We start from the raw sequence: 16,786 nt of genomic DNA on the forward strand, positions 1-16,786 counted from the left end.
AGGCGTACCTCAGTCGGACAGCTTTGCGAAGTACGCCGCGGCTTTTTTTAATATGTCCCGTTCGTCGGTAACCCGTTTCAGCTCTTTCTGGAGACGGCGGATCTCGGCCTGAGCATCTGACTGTTCTTTATTAGTGGAAGAATCCGGACCGTACTTCTTTATCCAGGCATAAAGGCTGTGGGTGGTGATATCGAGACGTGTTGCAACGCTGGCAACAGAATAACCGCGATCAACAACCTGTTTGACTGCTTCAGTTTTAAACTCTTCGGGATAACGCTTACCGCTCATGGGCACCTCTCTTTAAGCCATCTTAAATGACTCTGAGGTGTCTGTTAAACCCGTGGCGATTCAATTATCTTACTCCTTACCTGTTCCACAGCGTGCCATCTTCCAGACGTGCGACTGGTAGATAAGCAGGTTCATAGGGATATTTCGCCGCCAGCTTTTCATCGAATTCGATACCAAGACCCGGTTTGTCTCCCGGATGCATATAGCCGTTATCGAAAGTCCAGTTGTGCGGGAAGACTTCGAGCATTTGTTCGGAATAACCCATGTATTCCTGGACACCGAAATTGGGGACCCACAGATCAAAGTGCAGCGCCGCAGCCATGCAGACTGGTGACAAATCGGAAGGACCGTGTGAGCCAGTACGTACCTGATACAGCGAAGCAAAATCGGCAATCCGGCGCATACCGGTAATTCCGCCTGCATGGGTCAGCGTGGTGCGGATATAATCGATGAGTTGCTCTTCAATCAGTTGTTTGCAGTCCCAGATGCTGTTGAAGACTTCACCCACTGCGATGGGTGTGACGGTATGTTGGCGAATGAGACGGAAGCATTCTTGGTTTTCCGCTGGCGTCGGGTCTTCCATCCAGAACATGCGATAATCTTCAATGCTTTTACCAAAGCGCGCCGCTTCAATAGGCGTTAAGCGATGGTGCATGTCATGCAGCAAATGTTCATTAAAACCAAACTTGTTACGTACCGCGTCAAACAATTTCGGCATGAAATCGAGGTATTTCTCCGTCGACCACAGCTGCTCTTCCGGCCACTGTCCTTTGGTTGCGGGTTCATAAGCCAGACCTTTACCTTTCGACATGCCGTAGGTGGTTTTCATACCAGGGATTCCGCACTGCACGCGGATGGCTTTGAATCCCAGCTCCTGATGACGGGCATAATCATCCAGAGCTTCATCAATACTGTGACCGGTGGTATGGCAATAAACCATCACCCCTTCACGAGACGCGCCGCCGAGTAACTGGTAAAGCGGCATGTTGGCAGCTTTGGCTTTAATATCCCACAGCGCCATATCAACCGCTGAAATGGCCGACATCGTAACCGGACCGCGACGCCAGTAAGCACCTTTATAGAAAAACTGCCAGATATCTTCGATACGGTGCGCATCGCGACCAATAAGCCGCGGACAAAGATGATCCTGCAAATAAGAGGCCACGGAAAGCTCACGTCCATTGAGGGTGGCATCCCCAAGGCCCGTAATACCGTCCTCAGTGGTGATTTTTAATGTGACGAAATTACGCCCCGGACAGGTAACAAAAACTTCAGCCTTTACGATCTTCATGTTCGATTCCTTGCATCGCTTGTCGTGATGCATGAAATCTACGCAACTGAGCTACTGCCATACAAGTATGAAGATCGAAAAAAGCCGGAGTGATCACAAAAAAAGGCGTATATTTGCGCTGTGAATGGTTGACAAAAGATGAAATAGAATACCTTTTGTCAGCTGACACTTCCTCGTATCTTATTGATAAAATGGATTTATGTTCCTACGTGCGCCCCCAGCCCGCAACAATGATCAACATTCCGCAAAGCGCAATCAACGCACCCGTCCAGTCATAAAGACTTAGTTTCACGCCATCCACAACGCGCAGCCACATCAATGCCGTGCAGACATAAACGCCACCATAAGCCGCGTAAACACGCCCACTCGCCGCAGGATGCAACGTTAACAACCAGACAAACAGCGCCAGTGAAATCCCCGCCGGAAGCAACAGCCAGATACTGGCGTTTCGTTTTAACCACAACCAGGGCAGAAAGCATCCAATAATTTCACACAGCGCAGTAGCAAAAAATAGTAACGTTGTTTTAATCATCTTTGTCACTTATTGACATCATGTATAGTTATAGGGCGACATAATATCATCAATATAAACATCCTCCTGGTACGTTTTGCGTTCGCAGTGGATGGTGTAGAATCACCTTTAATCATTCATACAGGGAATGAATTATGAAAATCACTCTCAGCAAACGAATCGGCCTGCTCGCTTTTCTGCTGCCTTGCGCACTGGCATTGAGCACAACTGTTCATGCCGAAACTAACAAACTGGTGATTGAGTCTGGCGACAGTGCACAAAGCCGCCAGCACGCCGCTATGGAAAAAGAGCAATGGAATGACACGCGCAATCTGCGCCAGAAAGTGAATAAACGCACTGAAAAAGAGTGGGATAAAGCCGACGCCGCTTTTGATAACCGCGATAAATGTGAGCAAAGCGCCAACATCAATGCCTACTGGGAGCCCAATACTTTGCGCTGCCTGGACCGTCGAACTGGCCGCGTTATTACCCCCTAACCTGTTATTGATTTAAGGAATGTAAGGACACGTTATGCCAAGCGCCCACAGTTAAGCTACGCCCGCTGGAGCGTGAAGATTTACGCTATGTACATCAACTCGACAATAACGCCAGTGTGATGCGTTACTGGTTTGAGGAACCCTACGAAGCCTTTGTTGAACTCTCTGATCTGTATGATAAGCGCATATTCACGATCAGAGCGAACGGCGCTTTGTGGTGGAATGTGACGGCGAAAAAGCCGGTCTGGTGGAGCTGGTGGAAATTAACCATGTTCATCGCCGGGCAGAATTTCAGATAATTATCTCCCCGGAGTATCAGGGGAAAGGTCTGGCAACCCGTGCCGCCAAATTAGCAATGGACTATGGCTTCACCGTTCTCAATCTCTATAAGCTGTATCTGATCGTCGATAAAGAGAATGAAAAAGCGATTCACATTTACCGCAAGCTTGGCTTTACGGTTGAAGGTGAATTGATGCATGAGTTTTTTATTAATGGTCAATATCGTAATGCCATTCGCATGTGTATATTCCAGCATCAGTATCTGGCAGAGCACAAAACACCGGGTCAGACTCTCCTGAAGCCGACCGCACAATAGCATTAATAATAATCGATCGTATTTTTGATGGTGTAAACCCGTTCGACGGCGGGTTTTACTCCTTCATCAACAATGATCAGCTGACAGTCCACTGGATTGGCGTGACTGTCATATTCACAGCTCTGTTTTACATTACCAACTCGTTGATTATTTAGTAAAGTAACCGCTGTGTAATCTAATTTTTTGATCGGATCCGTTGATGGCGTGGCGCTGACAGATAATGTTTTGTCGTTACTTTTCGTGGTTTTACCCAGCGGATACCCCTGATCATCATAGCGATATTCCATCTGCATTTGTTTGCTGCTGGCTTTAATCACGAAGCCATTATCATCGGTTTCCCAACTCACCCCGGCAGAAGGTAATTCTGCTAGCTGGCATTTTCCCTGTAAACGTACTCTCTTCTCCAGCGTCTCGGCATCACGGTAATAATTGGCGTCCAGTACCAGAGCGACCACGGTATTATTTTCCAGATCCAGTAATTCGAGTGAATCAAAACAGCCTTCTTCCGACAAAGTCCCAGAAACACGTTTCGTCACTTCACCTTGCTCATCCATTAATGTCTGAGTGAAATCTTTTACCGGACCACGCAGCGGATCAAAATCGAATTCATTAGAGAAACTGGCCATCTCAGGGGTAAATGAAAGTGTTACCTCTGTGCGGTCACATCCTGTGAGGAATATCGCGAGTAAGCATGGTAGTAATTTGTATTTCACAACAGTCACCAGAGAGTAGAGATGATTCTCAATCATAGTAGCAAATACAGTACTTTACACGTTAAATGCTATGCTTAAAGAAGTTATCTTCGCGTAAGGAGCTTATGATGAAACTCTCAACCTGCTGTGCCGCGCTTCTGCTCGCCCTCGCCTCACCCGCGGTACTCGCCGCGCCGGGATCTTGTGAGCGCATACAGAGCGATATATCACAGCGCATTATCAATAATGGCGTACCCGAAAGCAGCTTCACGTTAAGTATTGTACCCAATGACCAGGTTGATCAGCCTGATTCCCAGGTCGTCGGGCATTGCGCTAATGATACGCATAAAATTCTCTACAACCGCACCACCAGCGGTAACGTCTCTGCTCCCGCGCAGTCTACCCAGGATGGCGCGCCTGCCGAACCGCAGTAACACATTATCGACTGAACGCCGGATATGACACATCCGGCGATTTGAACATACAACATAATCTCACCTTATTACTCATACCCTTCTATTGATGTGGATTAATAATTCTTAACCCAAAATGGGTAGACTCCCTCTATTGTTAGCGCGCTAAATATTCAATGTATAAACATTTATATAACAATAAAGAACAGGGAGTGAGTTATGTCCAAAAATGACCGAATGGTGGGCATCAGCCGCAGAACACTCGTTAAATCAACCGCGACAGGTTCTCTGGCGCTGGCTGCAGGCGGTTTTTCTTTACCGTTCACCCTGCGCAGTGCAGCGGCAGCGGTACAACAGGCCAGCGAAAAAGTGATCTGGGGTTCCTGTTCCGTCAACTGTGGTAGCCGCTGTGCACTTCGTCTACATGTTAAAGATAATGAAGTGACCTGGGTGGAAACTGACAATACCGGCAGCGATGAGTACGGCAACCATCAGGGTACGCGCCTGTTTGCGCGGTCGCTCCATCCGCCGGCGTATTAATCATCCCGATCGCTTGAATGACCCAATGAAACGCGTGGGTAAACGCGGTGAAGGCAAATTCGAACGGATTAGCTGGGATGAAGCCCTGGATACTATCGCCAGTAGCCTGAAAAAAACCGTCGAACAATATGGCAATGAAGCTGTATATATTCAGTACTCTTCGGGGATTGTTGGCGGCAATATGACCCGCTCTTCGCCATCAGCCTCGGCGGTCAAACGCCTGATGAACTGCTACGGCGGTTCACTCAATCAGTATGGCTCCTACAGCACCGCGCAAATTTCCTGTGCCATGCCCTACACCTACGGCAGTAATGATGGCAACAGCACCACGGATATTGAAAACAGCAAGCTGGTCGTGATGTTTGGTAACAACCCGGCAGAAACCCGCATGAGCGGTGGTGGCATCACTTATCTTCTTGAAAAAGCGCGCGAGAAATCGAACGCCAAAATGATTGTTATCGATCCGCGATATACCGATACGGCTGCCGGTCGTGAAGAGGAATGGCTCCCTATTCGCCCGGGCACCGATGCCGCGCTGGTTGCGGGTATTGCCTGGGTATTGATTAACGAAAATCTCGTTGATCAACCTTTTCTCGATAAATACTGCGTCGGCTATGACGAAAAAACCTTACCCGCAGATGCACCCAAAAATGGTCACTATAAAGCCTATATTCTTGGTGAAGGTGACGATAAAACAGCAAAAACGCCGCAGTGGGCTTCGCAAATTACCGGTATCCCGGTAGACCGTATCATCAAACTGGCGCGTGAAATTGGCACAACAAAACCCGCTTATATCTGCTAGGGCTGGGGGCCGCAACGCCAGGCAAACGGCGAGCTGACTGCACGCGCTATTGCTATGTTACCTATTTTGACGGGCAATGTCGGCATCAGCGGCGGAAATAGTGGCGCGCGTGAATCGACCTATACCATTACGATAGAACGCCTACCGGTGCTGGATAATCCGGTCAAAACGTCAATCTCCTGCTTCAGCTGGACGGATGCTATCGATCATGGCCCGCAAATGACGGCACTCCGCGACGGTGTCCGGGGCAAAGATAAACTGGATGTGCCCATTAAGTTCATCTGGAACTACAAGGACTTGAAGCGGACCCTTAGTAGGCCTGAGGTCCTGCATTGAGTCAAGACCTTGTGTCATTCTTTGTGCCAGACTTGTGTCATTAGACGGGATGTCTAGACGGCTGGTCAGGACCCTCCGGTGGCCTCGGTCTGGACTTGAGGCGGGCTATGGGGGAAGTCTGCTGGCTTAATGTATTAGATGGTCATTCACATTTTTCTGTCAGAAACCATCGGTCCCACTGTGAGTACAAACCTAAGCCCCCAGAAGCCCACCCACAGCCTTAGACAGAGTGTCGAATACATTCACACCGAGTCGACCGGAGAGGACCATATAGAGGCCCACAGAGAGGAACACGAGTTTATAGACCAGAGTCAGGAGGGACCTTATGTCTTCGGAAGTCATGGACATAAAGCCCCCCCCTATCTTCTATTGCACTACCGCACTAGACAACTAGTACAAAACAAAGGCCCAGACCATTGGTCCAGACCGTAGTTAGTTAATCACAGTGACAAGCCACCACCTGAAGTCCTGCTGATATTCAGTCCAGACTTACCTCTGCTCATGGTCTTACCTCCCTCGGTCTCCTGACCTTGGGTATCGACTACAGCTTGCTGAGCGTCATCTGGAGGAGCTACAGGAGGAGCTACAGGAGGCGGGACCGAAGCCCCACCTTGAGTCCCACCACCACCTGTCAGGCCCTTGGCGATGGACCTGAAGCCTTTACTAATGCTCTTACCCATTGGTCTTACGCTTCGGTCTTGGTGAACTTCAGGCGTTTGACTACAGGCAGGACGGCAGTAGCTGAGCCAGTGCCCATCTTGATGGTCGTAGCAGCTTCAGCGACAACGAACACTTTACCGAGGATTTCCAAGTCGTGGGACTGAGAGTCGCCATCACGTGAAAGGACGACCGTAATATTCTCACCGTCGTGACGGAAGCAGCCGAAGCTCAGGGCCGTGAAGCGTTTAGCCAGCATGAATACACCCTTGTCTTCACCGTTGTAATAGGCGATGTCTGTCCCCAGCATATCGACGATAGCGTCTTCACCGGAGAAGCCTTGCTTAGCAGCCAGACGGGACAGTGCTTTCAGTTGGCTCTCATGAGCGATAATACCGTAGTCAGACACCTCAGAACCGAAAGAAGACTCTGTGTTCTCATACAGAGCGTCCATGATAGCGTCTGCCTTAGCGGTCAGGCTACCAGTCAGGACAGGAAGCTCTACGGTCTTCAGCAGCTTAGAGGATTCCAGAACGTCGACCATGCGAGCGTTGATGGTACGGACCACATTCTCACAGATGTTCATAGCGTCCTGCTGAAGTGTGCCCTGAGTGAATCCGGTGGATGACTTGGCGTCCCAGAGCTTGGTCTGCTCAGAGATGAGAATAGCCTGCTCGATTGGTTCGACCACGATTTCTTGTCCAGACGGAACGGTCACGACTTCAGGTCGCTTGCCACCACGGACAGGAACGACCACAGAGCGGTCAGCCAGAGTGTGAGCAATGATTGGGGTCGGTAAGCTGTTACGGGTCGGCAGGACTTCTACAGGGAACGGGATGTTCTCTTGAGCGTCTTTAAGTACACCGTTCAGCATAGCCTTAACCGTCTTAGCTAACTGGAGGGCATAGACCTGCGGGTCAGCGTTAGTCGGCAGACCTTCATTGACCTGAATGTTGTCGGTATCGGTGATGCGTACTGGCTCAATGCCAAACTGGAAAGCGTCTTTAATCGTAGTCATAATAATCAATCTCCTAAATTAGTTTAAATACTGTGAGTCCTCAAAACTGAGGAGTCCCTAACATCGGGTCAGGGACTGTGTGTTTTACAAGCTGTCCATCCAGTTACCGCCTGACTCAAGGTCAGCGACAATAGCGGCACGGGAGCGACCAGCGGAATGGGTAGCACTGCGGAGGCTCTCACCATAGGTCCGGCGTTCAGCTTTGACCTGTTCGCGGCGCTGTAGCTCTTTCTGCCACTCTGCATCGGTCATGTTCTCTTCACGCATACGCTCAGCCTGAAGTCGTTGCTCTTTAGCGATACGCTCAGCTTCAGCTCGTTTGTTCATCTGGCGGCGACCATAGGCGGTCATCAAGTCATTACTGAAGAAGTTGCCAATGGTCACGCCAGCTTCAGCCAGAGCTTCCAGTAACTCCATTGCCTCGCGGCTGGTAGACGGCAGGCCTGACAGGTAGCCCGGAATGAGGGTCTTGATAGCGAGCGACAGCGGATAGGGCTGACCGTCCAGACTCACAGTGTTTTCATAAAGGTTGATGTCGGTGACTGACAGCTTCCAGTTGTTGTTGTTGAACATCATAGGTAATTCTCCTCTTGAGAGTTGAGACTATCGGTATCGCAGACGCAGTAGCGCCTACGGGTCTCCCCGCATCGGTCATCTCAAAAGGTTTAAAATTAGGTTTGGTATGGTCAGGACTGCTTAGCAAAGGCTCGGCGTAACTGATTGTCTAAATCACGGTCCACCAGCATAGCTATCAGCTCGTCTCGACTGTAGTAAGGGCGCTCAGGGTCTTCGACTCCAAGTCTCAGCAGAGACAGCAGATGACGTGTGGGCAGGCCACGGTAACGAAGGGTCGCTTTGCCGATAGGTGTACGAGGGTCAATCATAGCCATGATTACTTACCTCCACTCACAGCGACCAGCGGTCACAGCTTGATAGTCTGAATACTCAGCCTGTGAGACTTCACGTCCGGCGATGTAGAGGCCTGTGCCATGACGCTGGATGAATTCCTTGGTCTCCGGCTTGATGTCCTCAGCAGACGCTACAGCAGACTGCACGGTGGCGCTGGAGGTCATAGACACGAAGGCTCGGGTTACTGCCAGTCCGTACCCAAGGTCCAACCACCGACCGAACTCTATAGCGGCTACTGGGTCAGCCAGCCACGAGGTCCCTAAGTGACCCATGTTAATCTTTTTAACAAACCCGTTTTCTGGGTTGGTTAGACTTCTACCAGCCTTGGTCCTCATGAAGCGAGCAACCTCGGTACTACGGTTATCTTCTACCTTACCAATCTGAATGCCTACCCGGCGTATCTCATCCAGTCGAAACAATCCGTCCTGACTGGTGATGTCCTGACCGAAGATATGAATGGTGTATTCCTGCTTATTGTCAGAAGTCATAAGAGGCACCTCCCGCCAGAGCTTCGGCAAAGGACTTGAAGCGCTGTTCTTGGTCAGCTTTCGCCTGAAGGCGTTCGGCATCAGGTGGGACCAGCTTATCAAAGGTGCCGTTTTCGTAATCTTCAGTTAGGACCTGAAGGCGGCGGGACCATTTGCTCTCCACCTGCATCATCGCGTTAGAGATGTGCTTCAAGTCGGCATCAGAGCGTGACGCTATCCAATCCATCTCTTCTGAGTCACCCTCACAGGTGTAAGGATTGTTGAAATAGAAGATGTCCTGCAGGCCACGCTTCAGCTCTTCCTCGGTGTGTGTCTGGAGGTATGACTGGATAGGCTCCGCGTACATCTCCCGGATTTTCTCATAGTCCCAGTCTTCCGCCTGGGCATACCATCGGGATAACTTCAGCAGGTCTAAGTTATAGCGACAGCAATCGACACTGGACTCTGCATTGGTCAGCAGGATGATTAAGAACTGGCGGTTAGTTACTGGTAATTCGGTATTCATACAAAGATGCTCCTTTGGTAAAGCACTTTCTGTCTCCACATGGAGTCCGCACCATTCAGACGCATCCTAAACGGACCCATCAGAAAGTGCTTAACGAAAGTGAATGGTTAAATGTTGACGGTCTGGAGTGACCATGTTCTCCATGTACGTATAAAGGTGCGACCGCATGTCAGGACGAGCTGTAAGGACTCCAGATGGTGAGCGGTGATAGACTTAAGCCAATGTAGTGAGTAGACGAGCTACTAACCGAGACGACTAAAGAACGCTAACGAGCTGGAGGTCGATACAGGAGGTCTGTCAGAGGCGGTCACGGGCCTTGATTACTTAGGAGAGATACTTAATGTCGGTTGACCAGATGCTCGCATGTTCTGACGCATCAGACTCAGAGGCGGAGGCTGGTCTCCCTATAGTGATAGTTTAGGGTCCGTAATCATGAACCAGCTTTACTGGCGTGGTACTGGACGGATTTACTGGCGCTGACGACGGTAGCATAGACGTAGCGAGCGTAGCGAGTTGAAACCATAGGTTCACCCAAGGCAACACGCTTACGGCTCAGGGACTCCTGCACAGCGCTTACAGTTAATGTGTCGTGCGTTAGTAGTTGGGTCAGAATCAAGTATGGGCTGACAGGCTTGGTATTGCTTGCCATTGATTCGTTCAGGCGACCAGCACCAGTAAGGACATCATCCAGCCAACCACTCAGGTCGCCCTGACCATCGAATGACAGCAGGTCCCCGCAGTGCTGCTGCAAGTAGGCTTTGGTGAACGTGTTGTCGTGAGTTGCGATTGGTCGTGCCATAGAGTATCTCCTGTAGTTGAATTAGTTGGTTCCCCTATAGTGATAATCAAGTCCATCACTGGTGATGCATACAGTAGCGCGACAGGATGTGACTCACAGGTTGAACCGAATGTCAAGGACTAAAGACGCCTCAGGAATTAAGGAAGTATATATAAAGAGAGACCAGAGGCGACTCACAGTTAAACAGGAATGTCAAGAGGAGACCATAGGGATTTGGAGGGACTGGAGTTTAGGACGCAGTTTAAATAAGACCACAGACAGACTTAGAGTCGGACAGCCGAAGGCGGACCAGTGGGCCTATAGTCAGGAGGGATTATGATTATTATCACCCTCCCTAACTTCAGTCAGACTTCAGTGACCCAAGGTCTCAACCATCAAGCCGTATATGGTCTCCACCTTGGGTCTCCCTACTTAAAGTAAAGCTGTCTTAAGCACATCAGCCAGCCTACCCACAGCGTGTCCTTTCCCGTACAGGTCATACGTAATTGACTGACTGCTGTGACCTAAGATGCCTTGAGCGTCCACCAGATTGACTCCACGCTCTTTCATTCGGGTCGCCAGCCAATGTCTCAGACTGTGGAGAGAGACATCCTGAGAGTCTCCTAGGGCCTCAGTCAGGACCCTTGAGTTAAACCAGCTAGAGTAGGCGCTCGGAGTCATCCCGAAGAGAGGACCCTCATCAGGCTGCATGTCTACCCACGACAGGAAGGACGTCAGGTCAAACCCATAAGCGCCATCGGTTAACGGCACAAGTCGGACTGAATGTTTGTTCTTCACAGACTTCCCGTCCCCATCTTCATTGATGTCGATACAGACCAGTCCATTGTCCAAGGTTACAATGTCACGTTTAGTCAGGTGGCAGACCTCAGCAGACCGAGCGCCAGTGACCACAGACACCAGAGACGCCCATCTACGGGCCTCAGAGGTCGTGTGAGCCGTGTGTCGTGTGAACTGATACTCTGAAGTGGTCAACAAAAACTGGCCACCGAGTTAGAGTTTTTCCAGTATCGATTTTCCGATTCGTTTGGGGGTAACCCACCGTTATATTCGTGCGGTCTTAGTGCACTGTAATATCCAACGATATAGTCCGTTATGGCGTGAGCTGCCTCGCTGAAGCTTACGTAACCCACCACCGGCATCCATTCGTTCTTCAGACTCCTGAAGAAGCGTTCCATTGGGCTGTTATCCCAGCAGTTTCCGCGCCGGCTCATACTCTGTCTGATCTGGTATCGCCACAATAACTGCCGGAACTGCCTGCTCGTATAATGACTGCCCTGATCGCTGTGGAACATCACCCCGCCGGGCTTACCACGGGTTTCCCATGCCATTTCCAGCGCTTTCATGGTGAGCCTGCTGTCCGGCGAGAACGACATGGCCCAGCCCACTGGTTTTCTTGCGAACAGGTCGAGAACAACGGCGAGGTACGCCCAGCGCTTACCCGTCCAGATATAGGTCACATCACCGCACCACACCTGATTTGGCTCGGTCACGGCGAACTGCCTTTCAAGGTAGTTAGGGATAGCAACATGTTCATGACCACCACGTTTATACCGGTGAGTCGGCTGCTGACAGCTGACCAGCCCCAGCTCTTTCATGAGCCTGCCAGCAAGCCAGCGTCCCATCTGGTAGCCTCTCCGGGTTGCCATTGTGGCGATGCTTCTTGCTCCGGCCGAACCGTGGCTGATGCCATGTAGCTCAAGTACCTGACTGCGTAATACAGCCCGTCTGCCGTCTGGTTTTTCAGGACGGTTTTTCCAGTATCTGTAGCTGCTGCGATGAACCCCGAACACATGGCAGAGTGTGACCACAGGATAATGCGCTCTGAGTTTCCCGATTATCGAGAACTGTTCAGGGAGTCTGACATCAAGAGCGCGGTAGCCTTTTTTAATATTTCATTCTCCATTTCAATGCGTTGTAGCTTTTTCCTGAGCTCACGGATTTCAATTTGTTCCGGGGTAATGGGGGAGGCTTTTGGTGTTTTGCCCTGACGCTCATCACGCAGTTGTTTGACCCATCTTGTCATTGTGGAAAGGCCAACATCCATAGCTTTGGCGGCATCTGCCACCGTGTATTTCTGGTCAACAACCAGTTGAGCGGATTCGCGTTTAAACTCTGCGCTAAAATTTCTTTTTTTCATTGGAGCACCTGTGTTGTTCTGAGGTGAGCATATCACCTCTGTTCAGGTGGCCAAATTCAGTGTGCCACTTCACTCAGACTCAACACGGACCAGAAGTCTCTCCAGCTCCTCGTCTGTGAACGCTCTGCGCTTGGAGTCGATATCCTTGGTCAGCTTCATCCGTTCAATAGGGTTGCGGCCCTCAAGTTGCCCATTCATCAGGCCATAATCGAGACACATCTTCGCTTTGGTCAGCAGCTTGTTGATTGTCGATGGTCTCACCTCAGAAGCCAGCATAGAGTCCCTGACAGCCAGCCACCCAGAGCGGGACATCAGGTCCATGTCTTCAGGCAGGAACCGGGAGACAGTATTGAGTGAGGACGAGAGGTCCTTGTAGCTGGATGTCTTCAGGGTCTGGACCTTCTCAGCCAGCAGCGAGGACACTAGGCTTGAAAAAACTACAGATGACTGGCGCTCCTGTGTGAAAACTGCCGGTCTATCCCCCTGCTCATTATTCAGAATTGACGTAGAGTCGCCTATAGTTGAGTCATCAGTAAGGTTATTATCATCAATCAGCTTAATCAGACCAGAGGTATCACCAGTGTCGACTCTCTGCTGTGCTGCGGTCAGGACTTCCAGCGCTAACCTTATGCCCTTCTGCTGGTCCAGACTCAAGGCTTGCGTAGCGGCTAGCTCCTTCAGGTTGGACTTCTCGTCGACCAGAGTAGCGACCTCAAGTCCATTCCAGTAATCGTCACTAGCGTCTGTCAGGAACTGCTCAGCCATAGACCGGAGATGCTCTGTAAGCTCCTGTAGTGAGACTTCAGGCCTATCCAACATGAAGGCCTTAGCGGTGGCTGCAAGCTCTCTCTGACGCATTGTGGCTACTCTCCTGTCTGTGCTGCGGGTCGATACTGAAAGAAACGGTGTGGTCTGTCCCTTGAGTCTGAAGCGGATAGTATATCGACCATTGGCTCTGCGGACTAACTGAGGCTTAGCTACGCTGAGTAGATTGATTTGTGTCAGCCTTGTGTCAGGGCTTGAGGTGTAGACTTGCTGATACCGATAGGGAGACCCAGAGAAAGAACTGGATGGATATACAGTGTTATCATGATTAATGTCAGTCATATCAGGACCTTAAGTAGCATTGAGTCAACTACTTCAAGTCCATCCATCCGTCTGGCAATGGAGTCCATCTGGAACTACGCGGGAAATACCCTCGTTAATCAGCATTCTGACATCAACAAAACGCATGAAATTCTGCAGGACGAATCGAAATGCGAAATGATTGTGGTCATCGAAAACTTTATGACCTCATCGGCAAAATATGCCGACATTCTGCTGGAAGACCTGATGACCGTTGAGCAGGAAGATATTATTCCTAACGACTACGCCGGTAACATGGGATATCTCATTTTCCTCCAGCCAGTCACCAGCGAAAAATTCGAACGTAAACCGATTTACTGGATCCTGAGTGAAGTCGCGAAACGTCTTGGACCTGACGTCTATCAAAAGTTCACAGAAGGTCGCACGCAGGAACAATGGTTACAACATCTGTACGCCAAAATGCTTGCCAAAGATCCGGCGTTACCGTCTTACGACGAACTGAAAAAAATGGGTATCTATAAGCGTAAAGATCCCAATGGCCATTTTGTCGCCTACAAAGCATTTCGTGACGACCCCGAGGCAAATCCACTTAAAACGCCTTCCGGTAAGATTGAAATTTATTCCAGCAAGCTGGCGGAAATTGCCCGTACCTGGGAACTGGAAAAAGATGAAGTGATAAGCCCACTGCCAGTTTATGCCTCAACCTTTGAAGGCTGGGACTCCCCTGAACGTAGAACCTTCCCACTGCAACTGTTTGGTTTCCATTACAAATCCCGTACTCACTCGACCTACGGCAACATTGATGTCCTGAAGGCAGCCTGCCGTCAGGAGGTGTGGATCAACCCTATAGATGCACAGAAACGTGGGATTGCCAACGGCGATATGGTGCGGGTGTTTAACCATCGTGGCGAAGTTCGGCTACCAGCCAAAGTAACACCACGCATTCTCCCTGGAGTTAGCGCTATGGGCCAGGGAGCCTGGCACGAGCCCAATATGTCTGGCGATAAAATCGACCATGGCGGATGTGTGAATACGCTAACCACTCTGCGCCCTTCACCACTGGCGAAGGGAAACCCGCAGCACACTAATCTGGTCGAGATCGAAAAAATATAACCCACTACAACCATAAATTCTGGCATGACATTTTGTTTGAAAAGCAATAAGTGAGTAATGATGAAAATCCATACCACAGAGGCGCTCATGAAGGCTGAAATCAGCCATAGAAGTCTGATGAAAACCTCCGCACTTGGCAGTCTCGCGCTGGCAAGCAGTGCTTTCACTCTGCCATTTTCCCAAATGGTCCGGGCGGCAGAGGCTCCGGTAGAAGAGAAAACGGTCTGGAGTTCCTGCACCGTTAACTGCGGGAGCCGCTGTCTGCTACGTTTGCATGTGAAAGATGACACCGTGTACTGGGTGGAGTCTGATACGACAGGTGACGACGTTTACGGTAATCATCAGGTTCGGGCATGTTTACGCGGGCGCTCTATCCGCCGACGGATGAATCATCCTGACAGGTTGAAATATCCCATGAAGCGCGTCGGCGAGCGCGGTGAAGGTAAATTTGAACGGATAAGTTGGGACGAAGCCCTGGATACCATCAGTGATAATCTTCGGCGGATCCTGAAAGATTACGGCAATGAGGCTGTACATGTCCTGTACGGAACAGGCGTAGATGGCGGAAATATCACCAACTCGAACGTCCCGTACCGTCTGATGAACTCTTGCGGGGGTTTTCTCAGTCGCTATGGCAGCTACAGTACCGCACAGATCAGTGCCGCAATGAGTTATATGTTCGGTGCCAATGATGGCAACAGCCCGGATGATATCGCCAATACGAAACTGGTCGTTATGTTCGGAAATAACCCGGCAGAAACGCGGATGAGCGGCGGTGGTGTCACTTACTACGTCGAGCAAGCCCGCGAACGTTCAAACGCACGCATGATCGTCATCGATCCACGCTATAACGACACAGCTGCCGGGCGTGAAGATGAATGGCTGCCCATTCGCCCTGGCACCGATGGCGCACTGGCCTGTGCGATTGCCTGGGTACTGATTACTGAAAACATGGTCGATCAGCCATTTCTCGACAAATATTGTGTTGGTTACGATGAAAAAACGCTGCCCGCCAACGCACCACGTAACGCGCATTATAAAGCCTATATTCTGGGCGAAGGGCCTGACGGCATAGCTAAAACGCCGGAATGGGCAGCAAAAATCACCAGCATCCCGGCAGAAAAAATTATCCAGTTGGCACGAGAGATCGGTTCAGCAAAACCTGCTTATATTTGTCAGGGTTGGGGGCCACAACGACACTCCAACGGCGAACAAACGTCCCGCGCTATTGCCATGCTTTCCGTTCTTACCGGTAACGTCGGCATAAACGGCGGCAACTCAGGTGTACGCGAAGGTAGCTGGGATCTGGGGGTAGAATGGTTCCCGATGCTCGAGAATCCTGTTAAAACGCAGATTTCCGTTTTTACATGGACAGATGCCATCGACCATGGTACGAAAATGACCGCGACCCGTGATGGTGTTCGTGGAAAAGAAAAACTGGATGTCCCCATCAAGTTTTTATGGTGCTACGCCAGTAACACATTGATCAATCAACATGGCGACATCAATCACACCCATGAGGTGCTTCAGGATGACAGCAAGTGCGAGATGATTGTTGGCATTGACCACTTCATGACGGCCTCGGCTAAGTATTGCGATATCCTGTTGCCTGACCTGATGCCAACAGAGCAAGAAGACCTTATCTCTCATGAATCTGCAGGGAATATGGGCTATGTGATCCTCGCCCAACCCGCAACCTCAGCAAAATTTGAACGCAAACCCATCTACTGGATGCTGAGTGAAGTCGCCAAACCAAAGCGCGTACCCACTCCAGCTACGGCAATATTGATGTGTTACAGCAGGCCTGCCCACAAGAGGTGTGGATCAACCCCATTGATGCTCAGGCACGCGGTATCCGTCATGGCGATACCGTGCGGGTATTTAACAATAATGGAGAAATGCTGATTGCCGCAAAAGTGACTCCGCGTATTCTGCCTGGCGTTACCGCCATCGGGCAAGGTGCGTGGCTTAAAGCGGATATGTTTGGTGACCGGGTCGATCACGGCGGCAGTATCAATATTCTGACCTCTCACCGCCCTTCACCGCTGGCAAAGGGAAACCCGTCGCACAGCAATCTTGTCCAGATCGAAAAGGTTTAAGGAGTAGCCC

16 protein-coding genes, 3 pseudogenes and 3 other annotated features are annotated in these 16,786 nt (G+C 50.4%); of the genes and pseudogenes, 6 read left to right on the forward strand and 13 right to left on the reverse strand.

What is annotated here, in order from left to right; translation table 11 throughout:
- Window positions 1-9: 9 nt before the first annotated feature.
- The 3 genes from SF1590 to SF1592 all read right to left on the reverse strand — a co-directional run bounded on the left by SF1590 (window position 10) and on the right by SF1592 (window position 2,111).
- Window positions 10-294 (reverse strand): hypothetical protein, encoded by a 285-nt coding sequence (locus SF1590; RefSeq protein NP_707469.1) that lies wholly within the window; start codon window positions 292-294, stop codon window positions 10-12.
- Between the two features lie 70 nt (window positions 295-364).
- Window positions 365-1,579 (reverse strand): bifunctional D-altronate/D-mannonate dehydratase, encoded by a 1,215-nt coding sequence (rspA, locus tag SF1591; protein NP_707470.1) that lies wholly within the window; start codon window positions 1,577-1,579, stop codon window positions 365-367.
- 205 nt (window positions 1,580-1,784) lie between these two features.
- Window positions 1,785-2,111, reverse strand: a complete 327-nt coding sequence (locus tag SF1592) for a hypothetical protein (RefSeq protein NP_707471.2) — start codon at window positions 2,109-2,111, stop codon at window positions 1,785-1,787.
- Between the two features lie 134 nt (window positions 2,112-2,245).
- Here SF1592 and SF1593 point away from each other — a divergent pair, with 134 nt between their 5' ends.
- Both SF1593 and speG read left to right on the forward strand, forming a co-directional pair.
- Window positions 2,246-2,587, forward strand: coding sequence for a hypothetical protein (locus SF1593; RefSeq protein NP_707472.1), 342 nt, complete (start codon window positions 2,246-2,248; stop codon window positions 2,585-2,587).
- Window positions 2,588-2,621: 34 nt separating this feature from the next.
- Window positions 2,622-3,182, forward strand: a sequence feature (Similar to Escherichia coli K12 spermidine N1-acetyltransferase gi: 1787867 (187 aa). BLAST with identity of 98% in 187 aa. This CDS ontains frameshift. The sequence has been checked and is believed to be correct.).
- A pseudogene (speG, locus tag SF1594) lies at window positions 2,622-3,182 on the forward strand. (Overlaps the previous feature by 561 nt.)
- Before the next feature lie 2 nt (window positions 3,183-3,184).
- Here speG and ynfC read toward each other — a convergent pair.
- On the reverse strand, window positions 3,185-3,931 hold the full coding sequence (gene ynfC, locus SF1595; protein NP_707473.4) for a hypothetical protein: 747 nt from the start codon (window positions 3,929-3,931) through the stop codon (window positions 3,185-3,187).
- Window positions 3,932-4,002: 71 nt separating this feature from the next.
- Between ynfC and SF1596 the strand changes: the two genes are divergently transcribed.
- Window positions 4,003-4,308: a hypothetical protein gene (locus tag SF1596; RefSeq protein ID NP_707474.2), complete on the forward strand. Its 306-nt coding sequence runs from the start codon at window positions 4,003-4,005 to the stop codon at window positions 4,306-4,308.
- 198 nt (window positions 4,309-4,506) lie between these two features.
- Window positions 4,507-5,965, forward strand: a pseudogene (locus tag SF1597).
- A gap of 685 nt (window positions 5,966-6,650) precedes the next feature.
- Here SF1597 and SF1599 read toward each other — a convergent pair.
- From SF1599 to SF1608, 9 genes are all read right to left on the reverse strand, one after another.
- Window positions 6,651-7,640: a hypothetical protein gene (locus SF1599; protein NP_707477.2), complete on the reverse strand. Its 990-nt coding sequence runs from the start codon at window positions 7,638-7,640 to the stop codon at window positions 6,651-6,653.
- 84 nt (window positions 7,641-7,724) lie between these two features.
- On the reverse strand, window positions 7,725-8,216 hold the full coding sequence (locus SF1600; RefSeq protein ID NP_707478.1) for a hypothetical protein: 492 nt from the start codon (window positions 8,214-8,216) through the stop codon (window positions 7,725-7,727).
- A 320-nt stretch (window positions 8,217-8,536) separates the two neighbouring features.
- Window positions 8,537-9,037: a hypothetical protein gene (locus tag SF1601; protein NP_707479.2), complete on the reverse strand. Its 501-nt coding sequence runs from the start codon at window positions 9,035-9,037 to the stop codon at window positions 8,537-8,539.
- The gene (locus tag SF1602; protein ID NP_707480.2) at window positions 9,027-9,542 is read right to left on the reverse strand and encodes a hypothetical protein; all 516 of its coding nucleotides are present in this window, start codon (window positions 9,540-9,542) and stop codon (window positions 9,027-9,029) included. The genes SF1601 and SF1602 overlap by 11 nt, the downstream gene beginning before the upstream one ends.
- A gap of 430 nt (window positions 9,543-9,972) precedes the next feature.
- Window positions 9,973-10,341, reverse strand: a complete 369-nt coding sequence (locus SF1603) for a hypothetical protein (protein NP_707481.1) — start codon at window positions 10,339-10,341, stop codon at window positions 9,973-9,975.
- A gap of 411 nt (window positions 10,342-10,752) precedes the next feature.
- Window positions 10,753-11,238 carry an integrase gene (locus SF1604; protein NP_707482.1) on the reverse strand — a complete coding sequence of 162 codons (486 nt, stop codon included), beginning with the start codon at window positions 11,236-11,238 and terminating at the stop codon, window positions 10,753-10,755.
- Window positions 11,239-11,301: 63 nt separating this feature from the next.
- Window positions 11,302-12,550 (reverse strand) — a mobile genetic element.
- Window positions 11,310-12,149, reverse strand: a complete 840-nt coding sequence (locus tag SF1605) for an insertion sequence element IS911 integrase core domain-containing protein (RefSeq protein ID NP_707483.1) — start codon at window positions 12,147-12,149, stop codon at window positions 11,310-11,312. It overlaps the preceding feature by 840 nt.
- Entirely contained in the window at window positions 12,176-12,514 is a 339-nt protein-coding gene (locus SF1606) for an insertion sequence element IS911 transposase InsN (protein NP_707484.1), read from the reverse strand. (Lies within the feature at window positions 11,302-12,550.)
- Window positions 12,548-13,585, reverse strand: coding sequence for an integrase (locus SF1608; RefSeq protein NP_707485.1), 1,038 nt, complete (start codon window positions 13,583-13,585; stop codon window positions 12,548-12,550).
- On the opposite strand from SF1608, the gene SF1607 reads away from it, so the two are divergent.
- Together SF1607 and SF1609 are read left to right on the forward strand one after the other, a co-directional pair.
- Window positions 13,511-14,677 carry an anaerobic dimethyl sulfoxide reductase subunit A gene (locus SF1607; protein ID NP_707486.1) on the forward strand — a complete coding sequence of 389 codons (1,167 nt, stop codon included), beginning with the start codon at window positions 13,511-13,513 and terminating at the stop codon, window positions 14,675-14,677. The two genes, SF1608 and SF1607, sit on opposite strands and share 75 nt — an antisense overlap.
- A 57-nt stretch (window positions 14,678-14,734) precedes the next feature.
- Window positions 14,735-16,776: a sequence feature ('Similar to Escherichia coli K12 oxidoreductase, major subunit gi: 1787871 (809 aa). BLAST with identity of 98% in 681 aa. This CDS contains deletion. The sequence has been checked and is believed to be correct.'), on the forward strand.
- Window positions 14,735-16,776: pseudogene (locus SF1609) on the forward strand. Its footprint overlaps the feature before it by 2,042 nt.
- Window positions 16,777-16,786 lie beyond the last annotated feature (10 nt).

The organism is Shigella flexneri 2a str. 301 (assembly GCF_000006925.2).
Lineage (GTDB): Bacteria > Pseudomonadota > Gammaproteobacteria > Enterobacterales > Enterobacteriaceae > ECMA0423.